General features: G+C 36.5%; 34 protein-coding genes. 31 read left to right on the top strand and 3 right to left on the bottom strand.

Annotation, left to right across the window (positions count from 1 at the left end):
- Positions 1 to 100 precede the first annotated feature (100 nt).
- Both ACPDG9_RS01250 and ACPDG9_RS01245 read left to right on the top strand, forming a co-directional pair.
- On the top strand, positions 101 to 841 hold the full coding sequence (locus tag ACPDG9_RS01250; protein ID WP_430526030.1) for a JAB domain-containing protein: 741 nt from the start codon (positions 101 to 103) through the stop codon (positions 839 to 841).
- Positions 842 to 894: 53 nt separating this feature from the next.
- Complete coding sequence (locus ACPDG9_RS01245; RefSeq protein WP_430526029.1) at positions 895 to 1593, top strand: YjjG family noncanonical pyrimidine nucleotidase; 699 nt, start codon at positions 895 to 897, stop codon at positions 1591 to 1593.
- Positions 1594 to 1608: 15 nt separating this feature from the next.
- Here the strand turns inward: ACPDG9_RS01245 and ACPDG9_RS01240 are convergent, their stop codons facing one another.
- Positions 1609 to 2886: a replication-associated recombination protein A gene (locus ACPDG9_RS01240; protein ID WP_430526028.1), complete on the bottom strand. Its 1278-nt coding sequence runs from the start codon at positions 2884 to 2886 to the stop codon at positions 1609 to 1611.
- A 151-nt stretch (positions 2887 to 3037) separates the two neighbouring features.
- Here ACPDG9_RS01240 and ACPDG9_RS01235 point away from each other — a divergent pair, with 151 nt between their 5' ends.
- Entirely contained in the window at positions 3038 to 3841 is an 804-nt protein-coding gene (locus tag ACPDG9_RS01235) for a rhomboid family intramembrane serine protease (RefSeq protein WP_430526027.1), read from the top strand.
- 107 nt (positions 3842 to 3948) lie between these two features.
- Here the strand turns inward: ACPDG9_RS01235 and rlmB are convergent, their stop codons facing one another.
- Together rlmB and ACPDG9_RS01225 are read right to left on the bottom strand one after the other, a co-directional pair.
- On the bottom strand, positions 3949 to 4683 hold the full coding sequence (gene rlmB / locus ACPDG9_RS01230; protein WP_430526026.1) for a 23S rRNA (guanosine(2251)-2'-O)-methyltransferase RlmB: 735 nt from the start codon (positions 4681 to 4683) through the stop codon (positions 3949 to 3951).
- Between the two features lie 70 nt (positions 4684 to 4753).
- Positions 4754 to 6415, bottom strand: a complete 1662-nt coding sequence (locus tag ACPDG9_RS01225; RefSeq protein ID WP_430526025.1) for a hypothetical protein — start codon at positions 6413 to 6415, stop codon at positions 4754 to 4756.
- A 182-nt stretch (positions 6416 to 6597) separates the two neighbouring features.
- Here ACPDG9_RS01225 and rpsL point away from each other — a divergent pair, with 182 nt between their 5' ends.
- From rpsL to rpsM, 28 genes are all read left to right on the top strand, one after another.
- Positions 6598 to 6978 (top strand): 30S ribosomal protein S12, encoded by a 381-nt coding sequence (gene rpsL, locus ACPDG9_RS01220; protein ID WP_002987523.1) that lies wholly within the window; start codon positions 6598 to 6600, stop codon positions 6976 to 6978.
- A 25-nt stretch (positions 6979 to 7003) separates the two neighbouring features.
- The gene (gene rpsG / locus ACPDG9_RS01215) at positions 7004 to 7480 is read left to right on the top strand and encodes a 30S ribosomal protein S7 (protein ID WP_158962473.1); all 477 of its coding nucleotides are present in this window, start codon (positions 7004 to 7006) and stop codon (positions 7478 to 7480) included.
- A gap of 21 nt (positions 7481 to 7501) precedes the next feature.
- Positions 7502 to 9637, top strand: coding sequence for an elongation factor G (gene fusA / locus ACPDG9_RS01210; RefSeq protein WP_430526024.1), 2136 nt, complete (start codon positions 7502 to 7504; stop codon positions 9635 to 9637).
- A 12-nt stretch (positions 9638 to 9649) separates the two neighbouring features.
- Positions 9650 to 9955: a 30S ribosomal protein S10 gene (gene rpsJ / locus ACPDG9_RS01205; protein WP_026710316.1), complete on the top strand. Its 306-nt coding sequence runs from the start codon at positions 9650 to 9652 to the stop codon at positions 9953 to 9955.
- 112 nt (positions 9956 to 10067) lie between these two features.
- Positions 10068 to 10685, top strand: coding sequence for a 50S ribosomal protein L3 (gene rplC / locus ACPDG9_RS01200; RefSeq protein WP_430526023.1), 618 nt, complete (start codon positions 10068 to 10070; stop codon positions 10683 to 10685).
- Positions 10685 to 11314 (top strand): 50S ribosomal protein L4, encoded by a 630-nt coding sequence (rplD, locus tag ACPDG9_RS01195; RefSeq protein ID WP_182626743.1) that lies wholly within the window; start codon positions 10685 to 10687, stop codon positions 11312 to 11314. The genes rplC and rplD overlap by 1 nt, the downstream gene beginning before the upstream one ends.
- A gap of 7 nt (positions 11315 to 11321) precedes the next feature.
- Positions 11322 to 11612 carry a 50S ribosomal protein L23 gene (rplW, locus tag ACPDG9_RS01190; RefSeq protein ID WP_158962477.1) on the top strand — a complete coding sequence of 97 codons (291 nt, stop codon included), beginning with the start codon at positions 11322 to 11324 and terminating at the stop codon, positions 11610 to 11612.
- A gap of 6 nt (positions 11613 to 11618) precedes the next feature.
- The gene (rplB, locus tag ACPDG9_RS01185; protein ID WP_002987516.1) at positions 11619 to 12443 is read left to right on the top strand and encodes a 50S ribosomal protein L2; all 825 of its coding nucleotides are present in this window, start codon (positions 11619 to 11621) and stop codon (positions 12441 to 12443) included.
- Positions 12444 to 12454: 11 nt separating this feature from the next.
- Positions 12455 to 12733 carry a 30S ribosomal protein S19 gene (rpsS, locus tag ACPDG9_RS01180; RefSeq protein WP_002987514.1) on the top strand — a complete coding sequence of 93 codons (279 nt, stop codon included), beginning with the start codon at positions 12455 to 12457 and terminating at the stop codon, positions 12731 to 12733.
- Between the two features lie 9 nt (positions 12734 to 12742).
- On the top strand, positions 12743 to 13153 hold the full coding sequence (gene rplV, locus ACPDG9_RS01175) for a 50S ribosomal protein L22 (protein ID WP_002987512.1): 411 nt from the start codon (positions 12743 to 12745) through the stop codon (positions 13151 to 13153).
- Between the two features lie 8 nt (positions 13154 to 13161).
- Positions 13162 to 13884, top strand: a complete 723-nt coding sequence (gene rpsC / locus ACPDG9_RS01170) for a 30S ribosomal protein S3 (protein ID WP_430526022.1) — start codon at positions 13162 to 13164, stop codon at positions 13882 to 13884.
- Positions 13885 to 13902: 18 nt separating this feature from the next.
- Positions 13903 to 14322, top strand: a complete 420-nt coding sequence (gene rplP / locus ACPDG9_RS01165; RefSeq protein ID WP_002987510.1) for a 50S ribosomal protein L16 — start codon at positions 13903 to 13905, stop codon at positions 14320 to 14322.
- A gap of 12 nt (positions 14323 to 14334) precedes the next feature.
- Complete coding sequence (gene rpmC / locus ACPDG9_RS01160; RefSeq protein ID WP_430526021.1) at positions 14335 to 14526, top strand: 50S ribosomal protein L29; 192 nt, start codon at positions 14335 to 14337, stop codon at positions 14524 to 14526.
- 17 nt (positions 14527 to 14543) lie between these two features.
- Positions 14544 to 14801 carry a 30S ribosomal protein S17 gene (gene rpsQ, locus ACPDG9_RS01155; protein WP_182626739.1) on the top strand — a complete coding sequence of 86 codons (258 nt, stop codon included), beginning with the start codon at positions 14544 to 14546 and terminating at the stop codon, positions 14799 to 14801.
- A 2-nt stretch (positions 14802 to 14803) separates the two neighbouring features.
- Positions 14804 to 15172: a 50S ribosomal protein L14 gene (rplN, locus tag ACPDG9_RS01150; protein ID WP_430526020.1), complete on the top strand. Its 369-nt coding sequence runs from the start codon at positions 14804 to 14806 to the stop codon at positions 15170 to 15172.
- Positions 15173 to 15184: 12 nt separating this feature from the next.
- Positions 15185 to 15502: a 50S ribosomal protein L24 gene (rplX, locus tag ACPDG9_RS01145; protein WP_060874042.1), complete on the top strand. Its 318-nt coding sequence runs from the start codon at positions 15185 to 15187 to the stop codon at positions 15500 to 15502.
- 2 nt (positions 15503 to 15504) lie between these two features.
- A complete protein-coding gene (gene rplE / locus ACPDG9_RS01140; RefSeq protein WP_182626737.1) occupies positions 15505 to 16056 on the top strand; it encodes a 50S ribosomal protein L5 in 552 nt (183 codons plus the stop codon).
- 5 nt (positions 16057 to 16061) lie between these two features.
- Positions 16062 to 16331, top strand: coding sequence for a 30S ribosomal protein S14 (rpsN, locus tag ACPDG9_RS01135; RefSeq protein WP_002987503.1), 270 nt, complete (start codon positions 16062 to 16064; stop codon positions 16329 to 16331).
- A 22-nt stretch (positions 16332 to 16353) separates the two neighbouring features.
- Positions 16354 to 16752, top strand: coding sequence for a 30S ribosomal protein S8 (gene rpsH / locus ACPDG9_RS01130; protein WP_182647126.1), 399 nt, complete (start codon positions 16354 to 16356; stop codon positions 16750 to 16752).
- Between the two features lie 17 nt (positions 16753 to 16769).
- Complete coding sequence (gene rplF / locus ACPDG9_RS01125; RefSeq protein WP_430526019.1) at positions 16770 to 17312, top strand: 50S ribosomal protein L6; 543 nt, start codon at positions 16770 to 16772, stop codon at positions 17310 to 17312.
- Between the two features lie 11 nt (positions 17313 to 17323).
- Complete coding sequence (gene rplR, locus ACPDG9_RS01120) at positions 17324 to 17674, top strand: 50S ribosomal protein L18 (protein ID WP_430526018.1); 351 nt, start codon at positions 17324 to 17326, stop codon at positions 17672 to 17674.
- Positions 17675 to 17680: 6 nt separating this feature from the next.
- Positions 17681 to 18205 (top strand): 30S ribosomal protein S5, encoded by a 525-nt coding sequence (rpsE, locus tag ACPDG9_RS01115; protein WP_182647123.1) that lies wholly within the window; start codon positions 17681 to 17683, stop codon positions 18203 to 18205.
- An 11-nt stretch (positions 18206 to 18216) separates the two neighbouring features.
- Complete coding sequence (rpmD, locus tag ACPDG9_RS01110; RefSeq protein ID WP_002987496.1) at positions 18217 to 18399, top strand: 50S ribosomal protein L30; 183 nt, start codon at positions 18217 to 18219, stop codon at positions 18397 to 18399.
- Between the two features lie 12 nt (positions 18400 to 18411).
- The gene (gene rplO, locus ACPDG9_RS01105; protein ID WP_430526017.1) at positions 18412 to 18864 is read left to right on the top strand and encodes a 50S ribosomal protein L15; all 453 of its coding nucleotides are present in this window, start codon (positions 18412 to 18414) and stop codon (positions 18862 to 18864) included.
- Between the two features lie 16 nt (positions 18865 to 18880).
- Positions 18881 to 20227 (top strand): preprotein translocase subunit SecY, encoded by a 1347-nt coding sequence (gene secY, locus ACPDG9_RS01100; protein WP_002987494.1) that lies wholly within the window; start codon positions 18881 to 18883, stop codon positions 20225 to 20227.
- Positions 20228 to 20232: 5 nt separating this feature from the next.
- Positions 20233 to 20448, top strand: a complete 216-nt coding sequence (gene infA, locus ACPDG9_RS01095) for a translation initiation factor IF-1 (protein ID WP_002987492.1) — start codon at positions 20233 to 20235, stop codon at positions 20446 to 20448.
- Positions 20449 to 20461: 13 nt separating this feature from the next.
- Positions 20462 to 20578, top strand: a complete 117-nt coding sequence (gene ykgO, locus ACPDG9_RS01090) for a type B 50S ribosomal protein L36 (RefSeq protein ID WP_002987490.1) — start codon at positions 20462 to 20464, stop codon at positions 20576 to 20578.
- Between the two features lie 2 nt (positions 20579 to 20580).
- Positions 20581 to 20955 carry a 30S ribosomal protein S13 gene (gene rpsM, locus ACPDG9_RS01085; protein ID WP_430526016.1) on the top strand — a complete coding sequence of 125 codons (375 nt, stop codon included), beginning with the start codon at positions 20581 to 20583 and terminating at the stop codon, positions 20953 to 20955.
- Positions 20956 to 20963: the final 8 nt, after the last annotated feature.

Below are 20963 nucleotides of genomic sequence, written 5' to 3'. Positions count from 1 at the left end.
TTTATTTAGAAAGTACAATAAAGACTTGAATGGAGAGAAAGACATCGAATAAAGGATCGATTTTTGAGGTACACAAGAGAGAATCAAAAGACGAAATGTTATGGCTGATGTAAGAAAACCGATCTCCACCTGGGCGATTGATGATCGACCTAGAGAAAAATTATTACTCAAAGGAAAAGGTGCATTGAGTGATACAGAGTTAATTGCAATTCTGATTAATTCTGGAAATAAAAACGAATCTGCAATTGATCTCAGTAGGCGAATATTGGAAAATACAGAGTCTAGTTTAGCAGAACTAGCTAAACAATCCGTAGAAAATCTGAGGCGATTTAAGGGAATAGGTGAAGCCAAGGCTATTGCTATTGTAGCTGCTTTAGAATTGGGACAACGAAGACGAATGGCGGATCTCCCTTCTCGAACTAAGATCAACTGCAGTCAGGATGTCTTTGAATTGATGCAACCAAAAATTGGAGAGCTCAACCATGAGGAGTTCTGGGTGATCTTCTTGAATAACTCCAATGCGGTAAGAGGAATTACGACGAATAAAGAAGCTCCATTCATCAAGCATCAAGTGATAGAAACAGTTGGTATCAGTAAAGGTGGAGTTACAGGAACTCTAGTAGACTTGCGTATTCTTTTTAAGCTAGCGTTAGAAAAGAACGCCACAGCTATTATTCTAGTGCACAACCATCCTTCTGGTAAGCTGCAACCTAGTGAGGCGGATATTCAGATTACAGAGAAAATAAAAAAAGCAGGTAAAATTATGGATATTGTGATCTTAGATCATTTTATTATTACGGAATGTGACTACTATAGTTTTGCAGATCATGGGCGACTATAACAACAGTTTTTTTAAATTGTTTACTTTTGTGTTCTTATATGAAAATAACACCTATGTCATTAAAGAAATTTGAACATAAAACTGATATATTTTTTGACCTTGATCACACCTTATGGGATTTCGAAAAGAATTCCGGTTTAGCCTTTGAACAAGTCCTAAGTGAAATGCAATTGCCTTTTACGATTGAGCAATTTTTACATTATTATGTTGGAATTAATGCTACCTATTGGGATCGCTATAGTTTAAACCAAGTGTCGCAAGCAGAACTTAGAATCGGTAGAATACGTGATACTTTTGAGTTGTTGGGTTATGCAGCTACAACAGAAAAAATGCTGGAGGTAGGGGATAAGTATTTAACTTATTTACCTAATTACAACTATTTGTTTGAAGGAGCGATTGAGATTTTAGGGTATTTGAATGAAAAATACAAGCTACACATTATCACTAATGGATTTGACCAAGTACAAGCAAGAAAAATAAAAAACTCGGGTATAGAGCCCTTTTTTAAAACGGTAACTAATTCTGAATTAGCTGGGGTTAAAAAACCAGATGCTAAAATTTTTACCTATGCTTTGCAGTTGGCTCAAGTTGAGGTACAAGATACGGTTATGATTGGAGATAACCTTTTAGCAGATATAGAAGGAGCACAAAATATAGGAATGGATGTGATTTATTATAATGAGCATCGCAAAAAAGTTCCTGTAACTTTGCCTCAAGTAACTACTTTATTAGATATTAAAAGCCTGCTGTAAGAGCAGGCTTTCGTTTTAATAGTTGTATTTAAATTGCCATCTGTTTTTCAAGAAATCGCGCGTGCCATTTTCTCTACTATTGTGTCCTGGTTCATATAAAACCGTTCCACTTAATTCTGTAGGTAAGAATTCTTGGTCTACAAAATTGTTCGGATAATCATGGGAATATTTGTAGTCCTCACCATAGCCTAATTCTTTCATTAATTTCGTTGGTGCATTGCGCAAGTGAATAGGTATAGCTAAATCTCCTGTTTGTTTAACAAGTTGTTGGGCTTTACCAATAGCCATATAGGTAGAATTACTCTTCGGTGAGGTCGCAAGGTAAATGGCACATTGACTCAATAAGATTCTACTTTCAGGATAGCCAATTACAGCAACGGCTTGAAACGTATTGGTTGCCATAATTAGCGCTGTCGGATTAGCATTGCCAATGTCTTCGGAAGCTGCTATTACAAGTCGTCTCGCAATGAATTTTACGTCTTCTCCTCCTTCAATCATACGCGCTAACCAATACACAGCACCATTGGGATCACTACCGCGGATGGATTTGATAAAGGCGGATACAATATCGTAGTGTTGCTCTCCTGTTTTATCGTAAAGAACCGTGTTTTTTTGAACGATTTGCATGACGTAATCATTGGTTAAAAGAACGTCATCTCCTGTTGTGGCATTGACAATGAGCTCAAAAGTATTTAACAATTTTCGGCCATCTCCACCAGATACGCGAAAAAGAGCCTCTGTCTCTTGTAGTGTAATGCGTTTAGAACGCAGGAATGTATCTTTTTCAATAGCTCGGTCTAGTAGCGTGCGTAAGTCCTCTTTCGTAAACGCATTGAGCGTATAGACTTGACAACGAGAAAGTAAAGCAGGAATTACTTCAAAACTAGGATTCTCTGTTGTTGCGCCAATTAACGTAATCCATCCACGTTCAACAGCTGCTAAAAGTGAATCTTGTTGTGACTTGCTAAAACGGTGAATCTCGTCAATAAATAAAATGGGATTGCGAGCCGTAAATAATCCATGATTGGATTTAGCTTTCTCTATTACTTCTCGGACATCTTTTACTCCAGAGTTAATTGCACTTAAAACGTAAAAGGGACGCTGACTTTCTTTGGCTAAGATTTCAGCTAATGTAGTCTTTCCTGTTCCAGGAGGTCCCCAAAAAAGCAACGATGGAATAAAACCAGTTTGTAATTGTTTTGTTAAGATTCCTTGTTCACCAACTAAATGAGCTTGACTAACATAGTCAGCCAAGGTCTGTGGTCGTACTCTTTCTGCTAATGGTGCATCCATGACAATGTAATTTTGAGAAACACAAAAATACAACCTATAATGTCGAATAAAAAGAAGTCGAGTGAAATTGTAGCTAAACGCTGTGGTTTGTATAGTTGAATTGCGTTACTATTTTATATCTTTATGTTTTACGTATCAAGGAAACGCCCCAATGAAAGATAAACAACTTGTTATAACCGCCGATTTAATTATTCTCCCTGTTCTGTTTCTTATGTTGATCTGGACTGTGTATTGGTTGGATTGGAAAGATTATTTGCAATTATATCAATATGGAATTTATCCTCGTACCTTAAAGGGGTTGAGAGGAATCTTATTTAGCCCTTTTATTCATGGAGGACTAAAACACATCTACAACAATTCTGTAGCCTTATTTGTATTGCTTTTGTTGGTGCAATTTTTTTATAAAAAACAAGTATGGCAGGTTTTGGGGTGGGGGATTTTATTATCTGGATTAGGGACTTGGATTATTGCAAGAGAAAGCTATCACATAGGCGCTAGTGGATTAATATACGTTTTAGTGAGCTATATGTTCTTTAAAGGGATCCAAACAAAATACTTTAGATTAGTGGCGCTCTCTCTTCTTATTGTGATGTTGTATGGAAGTATGATTTGGTATGTTTTTCCTGATATTGAAGAAGGAATCTCTTGGGAGGGACATTTAAGTGGTTTTATTACAGGAATGCTGTTGTCTTTCGTCTTGAAGAATCCTGTATATGCGGAAAAGGTATATAAGTATGAATGGCAGTCCCCAAGTTACAATCCGAATGAGGATCCCTTTATGCAATGCTTTGATGAAAAGGGAAACTTTGTCATTATACCGAAAGAGGTGAAGGAGGTTCTGGATTTAAAAAATCCATATCGACCAACTTTGCCAATTGTGTATGGAAATGGGGAGGCGACGATAAGAGAATCGGGGGGCGAGATTGGCAAGATGATTGCACATCGCAAAGAATAGTAAATAAAAAGGGAAAGGATAGCAACGGCTATCCTTTCCCTTTTTATTTTTGAAAGATAAATCCAATGAATGTAGAATATAATTCTCCATCATAACCGATCACTCATTTATCTACGTTGTCTGATAATTTCATATAGGAATGCCCCACAAGCAACTGATACGTTCAAAGAATCAATGGTGCTGAACATGGGTAATTTTGCTTTTTCATCTATGATTTTCAACACAGAAGGATTGATACCTCGGTCTTCACTCCCCATAATAATAGCTAAAGGAATATTGAGTTCTACATCGTAGATTTCTTTTTCTGCTTTTTCAGTAGCGCCTAAAGTAATAACACCAGATCCTTGTAAGTAGAAGACCGCATCTTTAATGTGGTCCACTTTACAAATTGGAATATTGAAAACAGCACCTGCTGAGGTTTTAATTGTATCGCCATTTACAGGAGCAGCGCCATTTTTTGAGATGATAATTCCATCTGCACCACAGCAAACTGCAGTACGAATAATCGCTCCAAAATTACGTGCATCCGATAATTGATCTAAAACAACAAAAAGAGGTTTTTCTTTTTTCTCCAAGGTCGTTTCTACTAGTTCTTCTAGTGAGATAAACGAAATAGGAGCAATTGTTCCAATAGCCCCTTGGTGGTTCTTCTTTGTTAGACGGTTGAGTTTCTCGATAGGAACATAAGAGAAATTAATATTATTTCGCTTTAATGTTTTGATTAACTCATTCATTAATTCACCCTGTGCATCCTTTTGTAAGAATACCTTATCTATATCTTTACCTGCTTCAATGGCTTCGATTATCGCACGAATACCAAAAATTTGATTCTCCTGATCCATGAGGCAAAGGTAGTTATATTTTTATTATACGATAGCTATTTTTTGAGGGGAGTCCTAATCTTTTCGGAAATTAAAAGAGGGTTTTAAATCCGATGTGAATTGTGGTGTTGTCAAAAGAAAAAGGTACCCCTGGTTGCTTTCCATTGGCAAAAGAGAGGTTGAAGTAACTCGATGAGGTAATAAAGCCCAATCCCATACCTATACTATATAAGGTATTGGTTTGGTTCAAAGGCTTGTAATTTTGAATGGCATAATCAAAAATCGTATGTAAGTATAAACTAGGATGTACTAAGAATCGATACTCTGTGTTGATTAGGTTAAGCTGATTGGCTAATAAACTATTTTCTTGAAAACCGCGAAGTGATTGTGTGCCACCAAAACGGTATAGTTCATTAATGAGATAGTCTTCGCTAAAGAGCGAATAATAGGTCCAATTAACATAGAGGTAGTGCTTGGGCGCAAGTTCGAAGTTTTTATTCGCTTGAAGCTGTATCATGTATTGAGATAGCTTCGTTTCTTCAGTTGTTCGATTACCTGTACCTAGTAAAACATCTAGGGTATAATTGATTGGGAAAATTGGTAGGCTTGTTCGCTTTTGAATTTGGGTGTAGTTTAAGGTGTAAAATTTGCTGTCAAAATTTTCCATCGAAGGCAATATACTATTGGTTGTTGATGATGTACTTTGATATCCAATTTTAATATTGCGGTTGTATCGAATGGCATATCCCAATTGCAAGCCGAGTTTTGTGTTTTGGTAAATGGTATCTTGTTTCTGAATATTGAGTTGACCATTGATATTTAAAGGTGTGTTGAAGAGGTAGACAAAAGACGTTTTAAAGTCAAATTGCGTTTGCTTATTCGCATCACTTCTCCAGTATAACGAAAGAGATTCCCCTTTGTTCAAGACATTGTTTAAGTTTAGATCCAAATAACCAGCTAGCGTAAACTTGTCTTTCTCGTCCGTACTGAATCCCATAAATCCATCAAAAGAATTGGTGTTTGCCTTATCTAAATAAAGGAATAAAGTGGTGGAATCATCTGTGAAAAGCGTTTCTGGAGTTTTATACGAAGTTAAAAAATCGAGTGTATGAACTGTAGAAGTGAGCTCAGCGATGAGTTGTTCACTATAAGGCTTGTTGAGGTAGCGTTTGGTTAGCTGTCGGATGATTTTCTCAGGCACTCGATTGCTGCTTTGAATTTCAATTTGATCTAGTGTTCTGCCTTGCGTTAAGTTTAGTTGTAGCGAACAATATAGCGTGTCATTTTGAATGCGGTGATTAGTCAACTGCAAGGTAGACATGCCCATGCCATCGCGATCTAGTTGTTGAGTGTATTGTTGTAATGTGGTGGAAAGAGATTCAAAAGCAAGTGTAAGACTATCTGTGGTGAAATCAATTTGTTTTTGAATTTTTGGTGATAAAAGGTTGTTGGATAGAACAATTTGACGGATGGGATCGGCTAGTGTATAGGTATATATTAGGTTTGCTTGTTCTTTTTGTTGACGCTTAGTCAATGCTAAATAGCCCTTTTTGTAGAGTAATTGATCCACATGGTCAATGGTTTGATGGACAGACTGTAGATCTGGGTGTTCTTTTTGATATGCTATAGCTTGTACTATGTCACGTTCTTTTTCGAGTGTTGCAGTTAGTTCAAGTGTAAAGAGCACATCTTGTCCATAGCTAGTAAAATGTAGCATGGTGAACAAAAGAAAGAAGAAGAGTGACTTAGACACGGGGCTATATATTTAGGTGTAAAGTAAAATAAAAAAAGTAAGAAGCTGAGGCTTAAAGAATAAAATAAATAAATTACTTGAAAATTAATAGATTGTCTTTTGAAAAAAGAAAAAAACTTTCTACATTTGCAACCCCGTATATAGTGCGGAATAATATATTGTAGAAATTATTAATAAACATTATGCCAACAATTCAACAATTAGTAAGAACAGGGAGAACCCAATTAACTAAGAAGAGTAAATCGGTTGCTTTGGATTCTTGTCCTCAAAGAAGAGGAGTTTGTACGCGTGTTTATACTACTACACCTAAAAAACCTAACTCTGCAATGCGTAAAGTTGCAAGGGTACGTTTGACAAATGGTAATGAAGTAAACGCTTACATCCCAGGAGAAGGACACAATTTACAAGAGCACTCGATAGTATTAGTTAGAGGAGGAAGGGTAAAAGATTTGCCAGGTGTTAGATACCACATCGTACGTGGAGCTTTGGATACTGCTGGAGTAAACGGTAGAACACAAAGAAGATCTAAATATGGTGCAAAACGCCCTAAAGACAAAAAATAATCGTTTAAACGTTTAAGAAAAAGACATGAGAAAAAGACAGGCGAAAAAGAGACCTCTTTTACCAGATCCGAAATTTAATGATCAATTAGTGACGCGTTTTGTGAATAACTTAATGTGGGACGGTAAGAAGTCTACAGCTTTTAAAGTATTCTATGATGCTTTAGCAATCGTTGAAGAGAAAAAACAAGATGAGGAGAAAACTTCATTAGAAATTTGGAAAGACGCTTTAACTAACGTTATGCCACACGTAGAGGTTCGTTCTCGTCGTGTTGGTGGAGCTACATTCCAAATTCCTATGCAAATTCGTCCAGATAGAAAAATTTCTATGGCAATGAAATGGATGATTTTGTATGCGAGAAGAAGAAATGAGAAGTCTATGGCTGCAAGATTAGCTTCTGAAATTTTAGCTGCTGCTAAAGAAGAAGGTGCTGCAGTTAAAAAGAGAATGGATACGCATAAAATGGCTGAGGCTAATAAAGCGTTCTCTCACTTTAGATTTTAATCCATACAGAAAAATTATACAATGGCAAGAGATTTAAAATATACAAGAAATATTGGTATCGCTGCTCACATCGATGCTGGTAAAACAACTACTACAGAACGTATTTTGTTCTATACTGGTAAAAACCATAAAATGGGAGAAACTCACGAAGGGTCTTCTACAATGGACTGGATGGAGCAAGAAGCGGAAAGAGGTATTACTATTACTTCAGCAGCGACTACTTGTACTTGGAATTTCCCAACTAAACAAGGTGAGAAGATAGCTGAGTCTATGGAGTACCACTTCAATATTATTGATACTCCAGGACACGTTGACTTTACAGTTGAGGTGAACCGTTCTTTACGTGTATTAGATGGATTAGTATTCTTATTTAGTGCAGTTGATGGTGTTGAACCACAGTCTGAAACTAACTGGAGATTAGCTGATAACTATAAAGTTCCTCGTATGGGGTTCGTTAACAAAATGGACCGTCAAGGAGCTAACTTCTTAGCAGTATGTCAGCAAGTTAAAGATATGTTGAAATCAAATGCTGTGCCAATCGTTTTACCAATTGGTGATGAGGCAGATTTCAAAGGTATCGTTGACTTAGTGAAAAACCGTGCAATTGTATGGCATGATGAAAATCATGGTTCTACATTTGACGTTGTTGAAATCCCAGCTGATATGGTTGCTGATGTTAAACAATACAGAGGTCAATTAATCGAGGAGATCGCAGCTTATGACGAGAACCTTCTTGAGAAATATATGGAAGATGAAAACTCAATTACAGAGGACGAAATTCACAAAGCGTTGCGTGCAGCGACGTTGGATATGAGTATCATCCCGATGTCTTGTGGTTCATCATTCAAAAATAAAGGTGTTCAGTTTATGTTGGATGCTGTTTGTCGTTACTTACCTTCTCCAATGGATAAGGAAGCTATCGAAGGAACAAATCCTGATACTGAAGAGCCAGTAGTGCGTAAGCCATCAGTTTCTGAGCCGTTTGCTGCGTTAGCGTTTAAAATTGCTACTGATCCTTTCGTAGGTCGTTTAGCTTTCTTTAGAGCTTATTCAGGACACTTAGATGCAGGTTCTTATGTATTGAATACGCGTTCAGGTAACAAAGAGCGTATTTCTCGTATCTACCAAATGCACGCAAACAAACAAAATCCAATCGAATATATTGAGGCTGGAGATATTGGAGCTGCTGTAGGATTTAAGGATATCAAAACTGGAGATACTTTATGTGATGAGAAAAATCCTATCGTATTAGAAAGTATGGATTTCCCTGATCCAGTAATCGGTATCGCTATTGAACCAAAAACAAAAGCGGATATGGATAAAATGGGAACTGCTTTAGCTAAATTGTCTGAAGAGGATCCTACGTTTACTGTGAAAACAGATAAAGCTTCTGGGCAAACAGTAATCTCTGGTATGGGAGAGTTGCACTTAGATGTATTGATCGACCGTATGAGACGTGAATTCAAAGTTGAAGTGAACCAAGGTGAGCCTCAAGTTGAATACAAAGAAACACTTACGCGTGTTGCTAATCACAGAGAATCTTACAAAAAACAATCTGGTGGACGTGGTAAATTCGCGGATATCGTGTTTACAATTGGACCTGCTGACGAAGTGGATGGAAAACCATTCGTTGGATTGCAATTCGTAAATGAGGTAAAAGGGGGTAACGTACCAAAAGAATATATTCCTTCTGTAGAGAAAGGATTCAAAGAAGCGATGAAACAAGGGCCTTTAGCAGGTTTCGAAATGGATTCGATGAAAGTTACACTAACAGATGGTTCTTACCACGCGGTTGACTCGGATGCATTATCATTCGAATTGGCAGCGAAAATGGGTTACAAAGCTGCTGCTAAAGCTGCTGGTGCTGTAATTCTTGAGCCTATCATGAAGTTAGAAGTATTGACTCCTGAAGAAAACATGGGTGATATCGTTGGGGATTTGAACCGTCGTCGTGGGCAAATCAACAGCATGGATGATAGAAATGGAGCAAAAGTTGTAAAAGCTTCTGTGCCGTTATCAGAAATGTTCGGATATGTAACTACATTGAGAACGTTATCATCAGGTAGAGCTACTTCTACAATGGAGTTCTCTCACTACTCTGAAACGCCATCAAACATTTCAGAGGATGTAATCACTAAAGCAAAAGGAAACGCTTAATTTTAGAGAAAAATGAGTCAAAAAATCAGAATAAAATTAAAATCTTACGATCATATGTTGGTTGATAAATCAGCGGAGAAAATCGTAAAAACTGTAAAAAGTACAGGTGCAGTAGTAACAGGGCCAATTCCGTTACCAACTCATAAAAAAATCTTTACTGTTTTACGTTCACCACACGTAAACAAGAAAGCAAGAGAGCAATTTGAAGTTAGTTCTTACAAAAGATTGTTAGATATTTATTCTTCTTCTTCTAAAACAATTGACGCTTTAATGAAATTAGAGTTACCAAGTGGAGTAGAAGTTGAGATTAAAGTGTGATAATCGAAAGTAATTTCAAAAAAAATAAAAGAGTAGGGATTGAGTATTAGGGCTGAAAAGCTCTAATGCTTAATTCTTTTAAATAAGTTTCAAATAATTTAATTAAATATTTATGTCTGGGTTAATTGGTAAAAAAATCGGCATGACTAGTATTTTCGACGAAAATGGAAAAAACATTCCATGTACAGTAATCGAAGTTGGTCCATGTGTCGTTACCCAAGTCAGAACCAATGAGGTTGACGGGTATGAAGCGTTACAACTTGGTTTCGATGACAAGACAGAGAAACACGCTACTAAAGCTGAGTTAGGTCACTTTAAGAAAGCGGGAACATCTGCTAAGAGAAAAGTCGTTGAGATCAAAGAATTCGAAGGAGAGTACAAATTAGGTGATGTTATCACGGTTGATTTGTTCATCGAAGGAGAATATGTAGACGTTCAAGGTGTATCTAAAGGAAAAGGTTTCCAAGGGGTTGTTAAACGTCATGGATTTGGCGGAGTAGGTCAAGTTACTCACGGTCAAAAAAACCGTTTAAGAGCACCAGGTTCTGTAGGGGCTTCTTCTTATCCATCTAGAGTATTCAAAGGAATGCGCATGGCAGGAAGAACTGGAGGAGAAAATGTAACAGTACAAAATCTTAGAGTTTTAAAAGTAGTGGCTGATAAGAACCTACTTGTTGTAAAAGGAGCTATTCCAGGACACAAAAACTCTTATGTAATCATTCAGAAGTAATGGAAGTAAAAGTTTTAGATATTACAGGGAAAGATACTGGAAGAAAAGTTGAACTTTTAGATTCAGTATTCGGAATTGAGCCAAATAATCACGCAGTATACCTTGATGTTAAACAATATTTAGCAAACCAAAGACAAGGAACGCATAAAGCAAAAGAAAGAGCTGAAATTGCTGGAAGTACGCGCAAGATTAAAAAGCAAAAAGGAACTGGAACGGCAAGAGCAGGTAGCATCAAGTCACCAGTATTCAGAGGAGGAGGAAGAATCTTCGGACCAAGACCAAGAAACTACTCTTTCAAATTGAATAAGAACTTAAAACGCTTAGCTAGAAAATCAGCGTTTTCAATTAAGGTTCGTGAAGAGAACTTAATCGTTTTAGAAAACTTCAACTTCGAGGCACCAAGCACTAAAAATTTCATTAGTGTATTGAAGGCTTTAGGGTTAGAAAATAAAAAATCTCTATTTGTGTTGGGTGAATCAAATAAAAATGTATATTTGTCATCACGCAATTTAGAGAAGGCTGCTGTTGTAACTAACTCAGAATTAAGTACTTACGCTATTTTAAACGCGGGAAGCTTAGTTTTGACAGAGGGATCTGTGGCTGGAATTGTTGAAAATTTAAGCAAATAATAGGAACATGAGTGTTTTAATTAAGCCTATAATTACAGAAAAAGTAACAAAAGACGGTGAAGTTTTTGGCCGTTATGGTTTCGTAGTTGATAGAAAAGCGAACAAAATTGAGATCAAAAAAGCGGTAGAAGCTACATATGGTGTTAGTGTTGTTAACGTAAATACTATGAACTATGGTGCTAAGCGTTCTGTTAAGTATACAAAAAGCGGTATGATTAACGCTAAAACTAATGCTTTCAAAAAAGCAATAGTTGAATTGAAAGAAGGAGATAATATAGACTTTTATTCAAATATCTAATAAATAATGTCAGTTAGAAAATTAAAACCTATTACCCCAGGTCAGCGTTTTAGAGTTGTAAATAGTTTTGACGCTATAACAACTGATAAGCCGGAGCGTAGTTTACTAGCACCGAAAAAAAAATCTGGAGGTAGAAATAGTCAAGGAAAAATGACCATGCGCTACACAGGTGGTGGTCATAAACAAAGATATCGTATCATCGATTTCAAAAGAACAAAAGAAGGAGTTCCTGCAATTGTTAAAACAATCGAGTATGATCCAAACCGTTCAGCATTTATTTCATTACTTGCTTATGCGGATGGAGCAAAAACTTACGTTATCGCACAAGCTGGTCTTAAAGTTGGACAAACTGTAGTTTCAGGACCAGATGCATCGCCAGAAGTTGGTAATGCAATGCCTTTAAGTAAAATTCCTTTAGGAACTGTTATTTCTTGTATTGAATTACGTCCTGGTCAAGGAGCAGTAATTGCTCGTTCAGCTGGTACTTTCGCTCAATTAGTAGCAAGAGATGGTAAGTATGCAACAATTAAAATGCCTTCTGGAGAAGTGCGTTTGATTTTGTTAACTTGTATGGCGACTATTGGAGCTGTATCGAACCACGATCACCAATTAATCGTTTCTGGTAAAGCAGGTAGATCTAGATGGTTAGGTAGAAGACCAAGAACTAGAGCAGTAGCTATGAACCCGGTAGATCACCCAATGGGAGGTGGAGAAGGTCGCTCTTCTGGAGGACACCCACGTTCAAGAAATGGGATGCCTGCTAAAGGTTATAGAACTCGTTCTAAAGTTAAGTCGAGTAACAAGTATATCGTTGAACGTAGAAAGAAATAAAAGAGTAAGACATGGCACGTTCGTTAAAAAAAGGACCTTATGTTCACTTTAAATTAGAGAAGAAAGTTCTTAAAAATGTAGAGTCTGGAAATAAAGCTGTTATCAAAACTTGGTCAAGAGCTTCTATGATTACTCCAGATTTCGTTGGACAGACAATCGCAGTACATAATGGTCGTCAATTTGTTCCTGTATATGTAACAGAGAACATGGTTGGACACAAGTTAGGGGAATTTTCACCAACAAGATCGTTTAGAGGTCACGCTGGTGCAAAGAATAAAGGTAAAAAATAATAAGAAGCTATGGGAGTTCGTAAAAGAGAGAGAGCTGAGCAAATTAAAGAAGCTAATAAGCAAGTTGCTTTTGCTAAGCTAAACAATTGCCCTACTTCTCCAAGAAAAATGCGCTTAGTAGCGGATTTAGTAAGAGGACAGAAAGTAGAAAAAGCTCTAAACATATTAAAATTCAGCACAAAAGATGCTTCTCGTAACTTAGAGAAATTACTTTTGTCTGCAATTGCAAACTGGCAAGCAAAAAACAGCGAAGAAAACATGGAAGAAGCTGGACTTTTTGTAAAAGAAATTAGAGTAGATGGAGGAATGATGTTGAAAAGACTTCGTCCTGCACCTCAAGGAAGAGCACACAGAATAAGAAAACGTTCTAATCACGTTACAATCGTATTAGGATCTAATAATAACACACAAAGCAATTAATAAACAGTATGGGACAAAAAACTAATCCGATCGGGAATCGCCTTGGTATTATTAGAGGATGGGACTCAAACTGGTATGGTGGAAATGATTACGGTGATAAAATCGCTGAGGATCACAAAATCAGAAAGTATATCCATGCTCGTTTATCAAAAGCTAGTGTATCAAAAGTAATCATTGAGAGAACTTTGAAACTTGTAACCGTTACTATCACTACTGCTAGACCTGGTATCATTATCGGTAAAGGTGGACAAGAGGTAGACAAGTTGAAAGAGGAATTGAAAAAGATTACGGATAAGGAAGTTCAAATCAATATCTTTGAAATTAAGAGACCTGAGCTTGACGCATTCTTAGTGGCTGCTAGTATCGCGCGTCAAATCGAAAACAGGATTTCTTACCGTAGAGCTATTCGTATGGCGATTGGTGCTGCGATGAGAATGAATGCAGAAGGAATCAAAGTGATGATTTCTGGTCGTCTAAACGGTGCTGAAATGGCGCGTTCAGAATCTTTCAAAGATGGTAGAATTCCATTATCTACTTTCAGAGCTGACATCGATTACGCACTTGCTGAAGCTCATACTACTTACGGTAGAATGGGAATTAAAGTGTGGATCATGAAAGGTGAAGTTTACGGTAAAAGAGATCTTTCTCCGTTAGCTGGTATGGATAAAAAACAATCCAAATCATCAGCAGGATCTAGTAAAGGTAGACCTAACCAACGCAAAAGAAAGTAATTTTTAAACTGAAGAAAAATGTTACAGCCTAAAAGAACAAAATACCGCAAGGTACAGAAAGGTAAGATGAAAGGGATTTCCCAAAGAGGGCATGAACTTTCAAATGGGATGTTCGGAATTAAATCTTTAGATTCAGCATTTATCACTTCTCGTCAGATCGAGGCTGCGCGTATCGCTGCAACTCGTTTCATGAAACGTGAAGGACAATTGTGGATTAAGATTTTCCCAGACAAACCAATCACTAAGAAGCCTCTTGAAGTGCGTATGGGTAAAGGTAAAGGTGCAGTAGAATACTGGGTTGCTGTGGTAAAACCAGGAAAAATAATGTTTGAGGTAGGTGGTGTTCCACTATCTGTAGCGAAAGAAGCATTGCGCTTAGCTGCTCAAAAACTTCCTGTGAAAACAAAATTTATAATTGCTAGAGATTTCGAAGCATAATAGAAATTTATCATGAAACAATCTGAAATAGTAAGCCTATCTGTAGCTGATTTACAAGAGCAATTAAAAGAGTTGACTAACGCATTAAATAGCTTGAAAGCTACTCATGCAATTTCTCCAATCGAGAACCCTCTTCAAATCAGAAAGGTTAGAAGAACAATTGCTAGAGTTAATACTGAGCTAAGCAAAAGAGAGTTACAATAATTGTATTCTGCCAAAAGATGGAAAATAGAAAAGAAAGAAAAGAAAGAATAGGTGTTGTTACTAGTAACAAAATGGAGAAATCTATTGTTGTTTCTGAAGTAAAGAAAGTAAAACACCCATTATATGGAAAATTCGTGAAGCAAACTAAGAAATATGTTGCTCACGACGAAACGAACGACTGCAACATTGGTGATACAGTTAGAATTATGGAGACTCGTCCATTATCTAAATCAAAATGTTGGAGATTAGTTGAAATCATTGAAAGAGCGAAATAATTATGGTACAACAAGAATCTAGACTTAAAGTAGCAGATAACACGGGAGCAAAAGAGGTTTTGACTATCCGTGTATTAGGTGGGACAAAGCGTCGTTACGCTTCAGTAGGAGATAAAATTGTAGTAAGTGTCAAAGACGCAACTCCAAATGGAAGCGTTAAAAAAGGTGCTGTTTCTACTGCTGTAGTTGTTCGCACTAAAAAAGAGGTTAGAAGAGCTGATGGATCATACATTAGATTCGATGATAACGCTTGTGTATTATTAAATGCTGCAGGTGAAATGAAAGGAACTCGTGTTTTTGGACCAGTAGCAAGAGAACTTCGTGAAAAACAATTCATGAAAATTGTATCATTAGCACCAGAGGTGTTGTAATTCGTTCTAAACATGATTAAGCTAAAGATAAAAACAGGAGATACTGTACGTGTTATTGCTGGTGATCACAAAGGATCAGAAGGAAAGATCGTACGTGTATTACGCGAAAAGAACAAAGCTATTGTTGAAGGGGTAAACATCATTTCTAAGCATGTTAAGCCTAGTGCTACTAACCCTCAAGGTGGTATTGTTAAAAAAGAGGCTCCTATCCATATTTCAAATTTAGCGATCGTAGATCCTAAAACTAACGATACTACGAAAGTAGCGATCCAAAGAAATGAAAATGGAAAAAATGTAAGAGTTTCTAAAAAATCAAATCAAGTATTATAGTTATGGCTTATATACCAAGACTTAAAGAAGAATATAAAAGCAGAGTGATCTCTGCTCTTAAAGAGGAGTTTGGATACAAGAACATTATGCAAGTTCCTAAACTTGAGAAAATTGTTGTTAGCCGTGGTGTAGGTGCAGCTGTATCTGATAAAAAATTAGTTGATTACGCAGTTGAGGAATTGACTAAAATTACAGGACAAAAAGCTGTTGCTACTATTTCTAAGAAAGACGTTGCTTCTTTCAAATTGAGAAAAGGTATGCCGATCGGAGCTAAAGTTACTTTACGTGGTGAAAGAATGTATGAATTCTTAGATCGCTTAGTTACTTCTGCTTTACCACGAGTGAGAGATTTCTCTGGTATTAAATCTGAAGGATTCGACGGTAGAGGAAATTATAACTTAGGTGTAACTGAGCAAATTATTTTCCCTGAAATCAATATTGATAAAGTAAACAAAATCGCTGGTTTTGATATTACGTTTGTAACATCTGCTAACACAGATAAAGAAGCGAAATCTTTACTAGCTGAATTAGGATTACCTTTTAAAAAGAATTAAGAGTTATGGCTAAAGAATCAATGAAAGCCCGTGAGGTTAAAAGACAAGCATTAGTAGCTAAATACGCAGACAAAAGAAAAGCTCTTTTAGAAGCAGGTGACTACGAAGGGTTACAAAAATTACCTAAAAATGCTTCTCCTGTACGTTTACACAACAGATGTAAATTAACTGGAAGACCTAGAGGGTATATGCGTCAATTCGGTATTTCTCGTGTTACTTTCCGTGAGATGGCTAACCAAGGGTTAATACCAGGAGTTAAAAAGGCAAGTTGGTAATTAAGATTTAAAGGTAAAAACAATGTATACAGATCCAATAGCAGATTTCCTTACAAGAATTAGAAATGCTGTGCGTGCAAACCACAAAGTGGTAGAGATCCCAGCATCTAACTTCAAAAAAGAAATCACGAAAATTTTATTCGATCAAGGATATATCTTAAGCTATAAATTTGATGATACTACCGTGCAAGGTACAATCAAAATAGCTTTGAAATACGACAAAGACACAAAAGAGTCTGTGATTAGAGATATCCAAAGAATTAGTAAACCAGGTTTGCGTAAATACGCTTCTGCAAGTGACCTTCCAAGAATCTTAAATGGTTTAGGAATTGCGATTGTTTCAACATCAAAAGGATTGATGACTGGAAAACAAGCAAAACAGTTAAATGTTGGTGGAGAAGTAGTTTGTTACGTATACTAATTTAAAAAGACTAAGAAATGTCAAGAATAGGAAAAAGTCCGATAACAATTCCTGCTGGAGTAACAGTTGATGTTCAAGAAGGCGTTATTGTTGTTAAAGGTAAATTAGGAGAGCTTACTCAGGAATTCGATACAGTTAGTGTTAAAGTTGAAGATAATCAAGTGATTGTTGAAAGATCATCTGACAATAAAGATGAAAGAGCAAAACACGGATTATACCGTAGCTTGATTAACAATATGATTACTGGTGTTTCTGAAGGATTTACTATCACTTTAGAGTTTGTAGGGGTAGGTTACCGTGCTGCAAACCAAGGGCAAAAGTTAGATTTAGCTTTAGGATTCTCTCACAATATCGTGTTAGAAGTTGCTCCAGAAGTTGTAGTTGAAACAATATCAGAAAAAGGGAAAAACCCTTTAGTGAAATTAACTTCTCATGACAAACAATTAGTAGGTCAAGTAGCTGCAAAAATCCGTTCTTTCCGTAAGCCAGAGCCTTACAAAGGAAAAGGAATTAAATTTGTAGGTGAGGAATTGAGAAGAAAAGCAGGTAAATCAGCTTAAAAATTAAGACTATGTCATTAACAAAATCTGAAAGAAGACAACGTATAAAGTTCAGAATTAGAAAGACAGTTAGCGGTACACCTGCTAAAACTAGACTTTCTGTATTCAGAAGTAATAAAGAGATCTATGCACAAATCATAGATGACGTAAATGGAGTAACTTTAGTTTCGGCATCATCAAGAGAAGCTGGGATAACAAGAGGAACCAATGTTGAAACTGCTGCATCGGTTGGAAAACTAATCGCAGAGAAAGCTTTAAAAGCTGGTATTGAAACCGTATCTTTTGATAGAAACGGTTATTTATACCACGGACGTGTTAAATCATTAGCAGACGGCGCTAGAGAAGCTGGATTAAAATTCTAATTAGTTATGTATCAAAATTATAAAAACGTAGAATTTGTAAAACCAAGCGGTCTTGATTTAAAAGATCGTTTGGTTAGTGTTAACCGTGTTACTAAAGTAACAAAAGGGGGAAGAGCTTTTGGTTTTTCTGCTGTTGTTGTAGTAGGTGACGAAAACGGTGTAGTGGGTCACGGTTTAGGTAAATCAAAAGATGTATCTGAAGCTATTGCGAAAGCAGTAGAGGATGCGAAGAAAAACTTAGTTAAAATTCCATTAAACGGACATACTATTCCGCACGAACAAAAAGGAAAATTCAGTGGAGCACGTGTATTGTTGATGCCTGCATCACTAGGTACGGGAGTTATTGCTGGAGGTTCTGTGAGAGCGGTGGTTGAAGCTGTAGGAATTACAGATTTATTATCTAAATCTCAAGGTTCTTCGAATCCACATAACGTGGTGAAAGCTACTTTCGATGCTTTATTACGATTAAGAAGCGCTTCTACAGTTGCAAAACAAAGAGGAATTTCTTTAGAAAAAGTATTTAAAGGTTAATTTGAAAGATTATGTCGAAAATCAAAATAAAACAAGTAAAAAGCCAAATTAAATGTCCTCTTAACCAAAAGAGAACATTAGAGGCTTTAGGACTTCGTAAAATTGGTCAAGTAGTTGAACATGATGCTTCTACTGCAATTTTAGGAATGGTAAATAAAGTTCAACACTTAGTTTCTGTAGAAGAAATTAAATAATATTCGCAATAGATGAATTTAAGTAATTTACAACCAGCAAACGGTTCAGTACACAACCAAAACAAACGTGTTGGTCGTGGTGAAGGTTCTGGAAAAGGAGGAACTTCTACAAAAGGACATAAAGGTGCTAAATCACGTTCAGGTTATTCGAAAAAGATCGGATTTGAAGGAGGGCAAATGCCACTTCAAAGACGTGTACCTAAATTCGGTTTCAAAAACATTAACAGAGTTGAGTACGCTGTGATTAACTTAGAGACTTTACAAGGTCTTGTTGATAGCGGAAAAGTAACTGATACTGTAGATTTTTCACAATTAGTTGATTTAGGATTAGCTACTAAAAACAGTTTAGTTAAGGTTTTAGGACGTGGAGAGCTAAAAGCAAAATTAAAAGTTTCTGCTCATAAATTTTCAGCTTCTGCCCAAGCAGCTATCGAAGCAGCAGGAGGAGAAGTTGTAACGTTATAAAATCTTAGTGAACAGGATGAAGAAGTTTTTTGAAACATTAGCCAGTATCTGGAAAATTGAAGAGTTAAAAAATAAAATCTTAATCACATTAGGACTATTACTTGTGTACCGATTCGGTACACAAGTAACTCTACCAGGTATTGATGCAACGAAATTGCAAGCGTTGACAGATCAAACAGATCAAGGAATTGGATGGTTAATTAACGTTTTTACAGGTGGTGCATTTGCACAGGCATCTGTTTTTGCTTTAGGTATTATGCCTTACATTTCTGCTTCCATTGTGGTGCAGCTGATGGGAATTGCGGTTCCTTATCTGCAAAAATTACAAAATGATGGAGAAAGCGGTAGAAAGAAAATGAATCAAATTACAAGATGGTTAACTATAGGTATTACCTTGTTACAAGGGCCAAGTTATATCTATAACTTGTATGTGCAATTGCCGTCAGATGCATTTTTGCTAGGTTTTAATTCTTTCTCATTCTTGTTTTCTTCAGTAATGATACTAACTGCCGGAACTATCTTTGCTATGTGGTTAGGAGAAAAAATTACTGATAAAGGGATTGGAAATGGTATTTCGTTATTAATCATGGTTGGAATTATTGCAAGACTTCCTATGTCTTTCATCCAAGAGTTCCAATCGCGTATTACAGAAAATAACGGAGGACCAATGTTAGTTGTTATTGAGGTAATTTTATGGTTATTGATTATCGTTGCTTGTATCTATTTGACACTTGCTGTAAGAAGAATACCAGTGCAATATGCTCGTCGTAGCGCGTCTGGGACTTATGATCAATCCATGTTAGGAGGAAACCGTCAATGGATTCCTTTAAAACTAAATGCTTCAGGAGTTATGCCAATTATCTTCGCTCAAGCGATCATGTTTGTGCCTGCTGCTGTAGCTGGTTTATCAACTTCAGATACTGCAAAATCAATCAGTAATACATTCCATAATGTGTTCGGTTGGGAGTATAATTTACTTTTTGCTTTATTAATCATTATTTTTACGTACTTTTACACCGCGATTACAGTACCTACTAATAAAATGGCAGACGACTTGAAGCGAAGTGGTGGTTTTATTCCTGGTGTTAAACCGGGTTCTGAAACTGCAGATTTCTTAGATAGAATTATGTCGTTGATTACATTCCCAGGGTCTCTTTATCTTGCTATCATTGCTGTTTTTCCAGCAATTATTGTTAGCATCTTAGGAGTACAACAAGGATGGGCGATGTTTTATGGTGGAACTTCACTATTAATTATGGTGAGCGTTGTAATTGATACAATCCAACAAGTGAACTCATACTTATTGAATAAACAATATGATAGTATGATGACTAGTGGTAAAAATAGAAGAGCGACAGCTTAATTTTTATGGCAAAACAATCAGCAATAGAACAAGACGGAGCAATAATTGAAGCATTGTCTAATGCAATGTTCCGAGTAGAATTAGAAAATGGTCACGTTGTTATCGCGCACATCTCAGGGAAAATGCGTATGCACTACATTAAATTGTTACCTGGTGATCGAGTGAAACTGGAAATGAGTCCATATGACTTGACCAAAGCAAGAATTACTTATAGATATTAAAGAGGCTATTAAAATGAAAGTAAGAGCATCAGTTAAAAAAAGAAGTGCCGAGTGCATCATAGTACGTAGAAAAGGTAGACTTTACGTTATTAATAAAAAGAATCCTAGATTTAAACAAAGACAAGGATAATTATGGCAAGAATCGCAGGGGTAGACATACCTAAATACAAAAGAGGAGTTATTGCTTTAACTTACATCTTCGGAATTGGTTCTAGTAGAGCCAAAGAAATCTTAGCAGCAGCTAAAGTTGACGAAGATAAGAAAGTACAAGATTGGAATGATGACGAGATCGGAGCGATCCGTGAGGCAGTAGGTCATTTCAAAATTGAAGGTGAATTACGTTCAGAGATTTCTTTAAACATCAAACGTTTAATGGATATCGGTTGTTACAGAGGAATCCGTCATAGAACGGGACTTCCTTTAAGAGGACAAAGAACGAAAAATAACTCGAGAACGAGAAAAGGTAAAAGAAAAACTGTTGCTAACAAGAAAAAAGCAACTAAATAATAAGTAGT

The sequence above is a fragment of the Myroides sp. C6-3 genome (assembly GCF_050522425.1).
Lineage (GTDB): Bacteria > Bacteroidota > Bacteroidia > Flavobacteriales > Flavobacteriaceae > Flavobacterium.
This window is presented reverse-complemented; position numbering and strand designations above follow the sequence as displayed.

Excerpts from the sequence above, each read along its gene's own strand:
- rpsC (WP_430526022.1), top strand. The coding sequence starts at position 13,162 with ATGGGACAAAAAACTAATCCGATCGGGAATCGCCTTGGTATTATTAGA.
- rplC (WP_430526023.1), top strand. The coding sequence starts at position 10,068 with ATGTCTGGGTTAATTGGTAAAAAAATCGGCATGACTAGTATTTTCGAC.
- infA (WP_002987492.1), top strand. The coding sequence starts at position 20,233 with ATGGCAAAACAATCAGCAATAGAACAAGACGGAGCAATAATTGAAGCA.
- rplE (WP_182626737.1), top strand. The coding sequence starts at position 15,505 with ATGGCTTATATACCAAGACTTAAAGAAGAATATAAAAGCAGAGTGATC.
- rpsL (WP_002987523.1), top strand. The coding sequence starts at position 6,598 with ATGCCAACAATTCAACAATTAGTAAGAACAGGGAGAACCCAATTAACT.
- rpsH (WP_182647126.1), top strand. The coding sequence starts at position 16,354 with ATGTATACAGATCCAATAGCAGATTTCCTTACAAGAATTAGAAATGCT.
- rplR (WP_430526018.1), top strand. The coding sequence starts at position 17,324 with ATGTCATTAACAAAATCTGAAAGAAGACAACGTATAAAGTTCAGAATT.
- rpsN (WP_002987503.1), top strand. The coding sequence starts at position 16,062 with ATGGCTAAAGAATCAATGAAAGCCCGTGAGGTTAAAAGACAAGCATTA.
- rpmC (WP_430526021.1), top strand. The coding sequence starts at position 14,335 with ATGAAACAATCTGAAATAGTAAGCCTATCTGTAGCTGATTTACAAGAG.
- rpsQ (WP_182626739.1), top strand. The coding sequence starts at position 14,544 with ATGGAAAATAGAAAAGAAAGAAAAGAAAGAATAGGTGTTGTTACTAGT.
- rpsE (WP_182647123.1), top strand. The coding sequence starts at position 17,681 with ATGTATCAAAATTATAAAAACGTAGAATTTGTAAAACCAAGCGGTCTT.
- rlmB (WP_430526026.1), bottom strand. The coding sequence starts at position 4,683 with ATGGATCAGGAGAATCAAATTTTTGGTATTCGTGCGATAATCGAAGCC.
- rpsM (WP_430526016.1), top strand. The coding sequence starts at position 20,581 with ATGGCAAGAATCGCAGGGGTAGACATACCTAAATACAAAAGAGGAGTT.
- rpsG (WP_158962473.1), top strand. The coding sequence starts at position 7,004 with ATGAGAAAAAGACAGGCGAAAAAGAGACCTCTTTTACCAGATCCGAAA.
- fusA (WP_430526024.1), top strand. The coding sequence starts at position 7,502 with ATGGCAAGAGATTTAAAATATACAAGAAATATTGGTATCGCTGCTCAC.
- ACPDG9_RS01235 (WP_430526027.1), top strand. The coding sequence starts at position 3,038 with ATGAAAGATAAACAACTTGTTATAACCGCCGATTTAATTATTCTCCCT.
- secY (WP_002987494.1), top strand. The coding sequence starts at position 18,881 with ATGAAGAAGTTTTTTGAAACATTAGCCAGTATCTGGAAAATTGAAGAG.
- rpsJ (WP_026710316.1), top strand. The coding sequence starts at position 9,650 with ATGAGTCAAAAAATCAGAATAAAATTAAAATCTTACGATCATATGTTG.
- rplV (WP_002987512.1), top strand. The coding sequence starts at position 12,743 with ATGGGAGTTCGTAAAAGAGAGAGAGCTGAGCAAATTAAAGAAGCTAAT.
- rplX (WP_060874042.1), top strand. The coding sequence starts at position 15,185 with ATGATTAAGCTAAAGATAAAAACAGGAGATACTGTACGTGTTATTGCT.
- rpmD (WP_002987496.1), top strand. The coding sequence starts at position 18,217 with ATGTCGAAAATCAAAATAAAACAAGTAAAAAGCCAAATTAAATGTCCT.
- rplP (WP_002987510.1), top strand. The coding sequence starts at position 13,903 with ATGTTACAGCCTAAAAGAACAAAATACCGCAAGGTACAGAAAGGTAAG.
- rplD (WP_182626743.1), top strand. The coding sequence starts at position 10,685 with ATGGAAGTAAAAGTTTTAGATATTACAGGGAAAGATACTGGAAGAAAA.
- rpsS (WP_002987514.1), top strand. The coding sequence starts at position 12,455 with ATGGCACGTTCGTTAAAAAAAGGACCTTATGTTCACTTTAAATTAGAG.
- rplO (WP_430526017.1), top strand. The coding sequence starts at position 18,412 with ATGAATTTAAGTAATTTACAACCAGCAAACGGTTCAGTACACAACCAA.
- rplW (WP_158962477.1), top strand. The coding sequence starts at position 11,322 with ATGAGTGTTTTAATTAAGCCTATAATTACAGAAAAAGTAACAAAAGAC.
- ACPDG9_RS01245 (WP_430526029.1), top strand. The coding sequence starts at position 895 with ATGTCATTAAAGAAATTTGAACATAAAACTGATATATTTTTTGACCTT.
- rplF (WP_430526019.1), top strand. The coding sequence starts at position 16,770 with ATGTCAAGAATAGGAAAAAGTCCGATAACAATTCCTGCTGGAGTAACA.
- rplN (WP_430526020.1), top strand. The coding sequence starts at position 14,804 with ATGGTACAACAAGAATCTAGACTTAAAGTAGCAGATAACACGGGAGCA.
- ykgO (WP_002987490.1), top strand. The coding sequence starts at position 20,462 with ATGAAAGTAAGAGCATCAGTTAAAAAAAGAAGTGCCGAGTGCATCATA.
- rplB (WP_002987516.1), top strand. The coding sequence starts at position 11,619 with ATGTCAGTTAGAAAATTAAAACCTATTACCCCAGGTCAGCGTTTTAGA.
- ACPDG9_RS01240 (WP_430526028.1), bottom strand. The coding sequence starts at position 2,886 with ATGGATGCACCATTAGCAGAAAGAGTACGACCACAGACCTTGGCTGAC.
- ACPDG9_RS01250 (WP_430526030.1), top strand. The coding sequence starts at position 101 with ATGGCTGATGTAAGAAAACCGATCTCCACCTGGGCGATTGATGATCGA.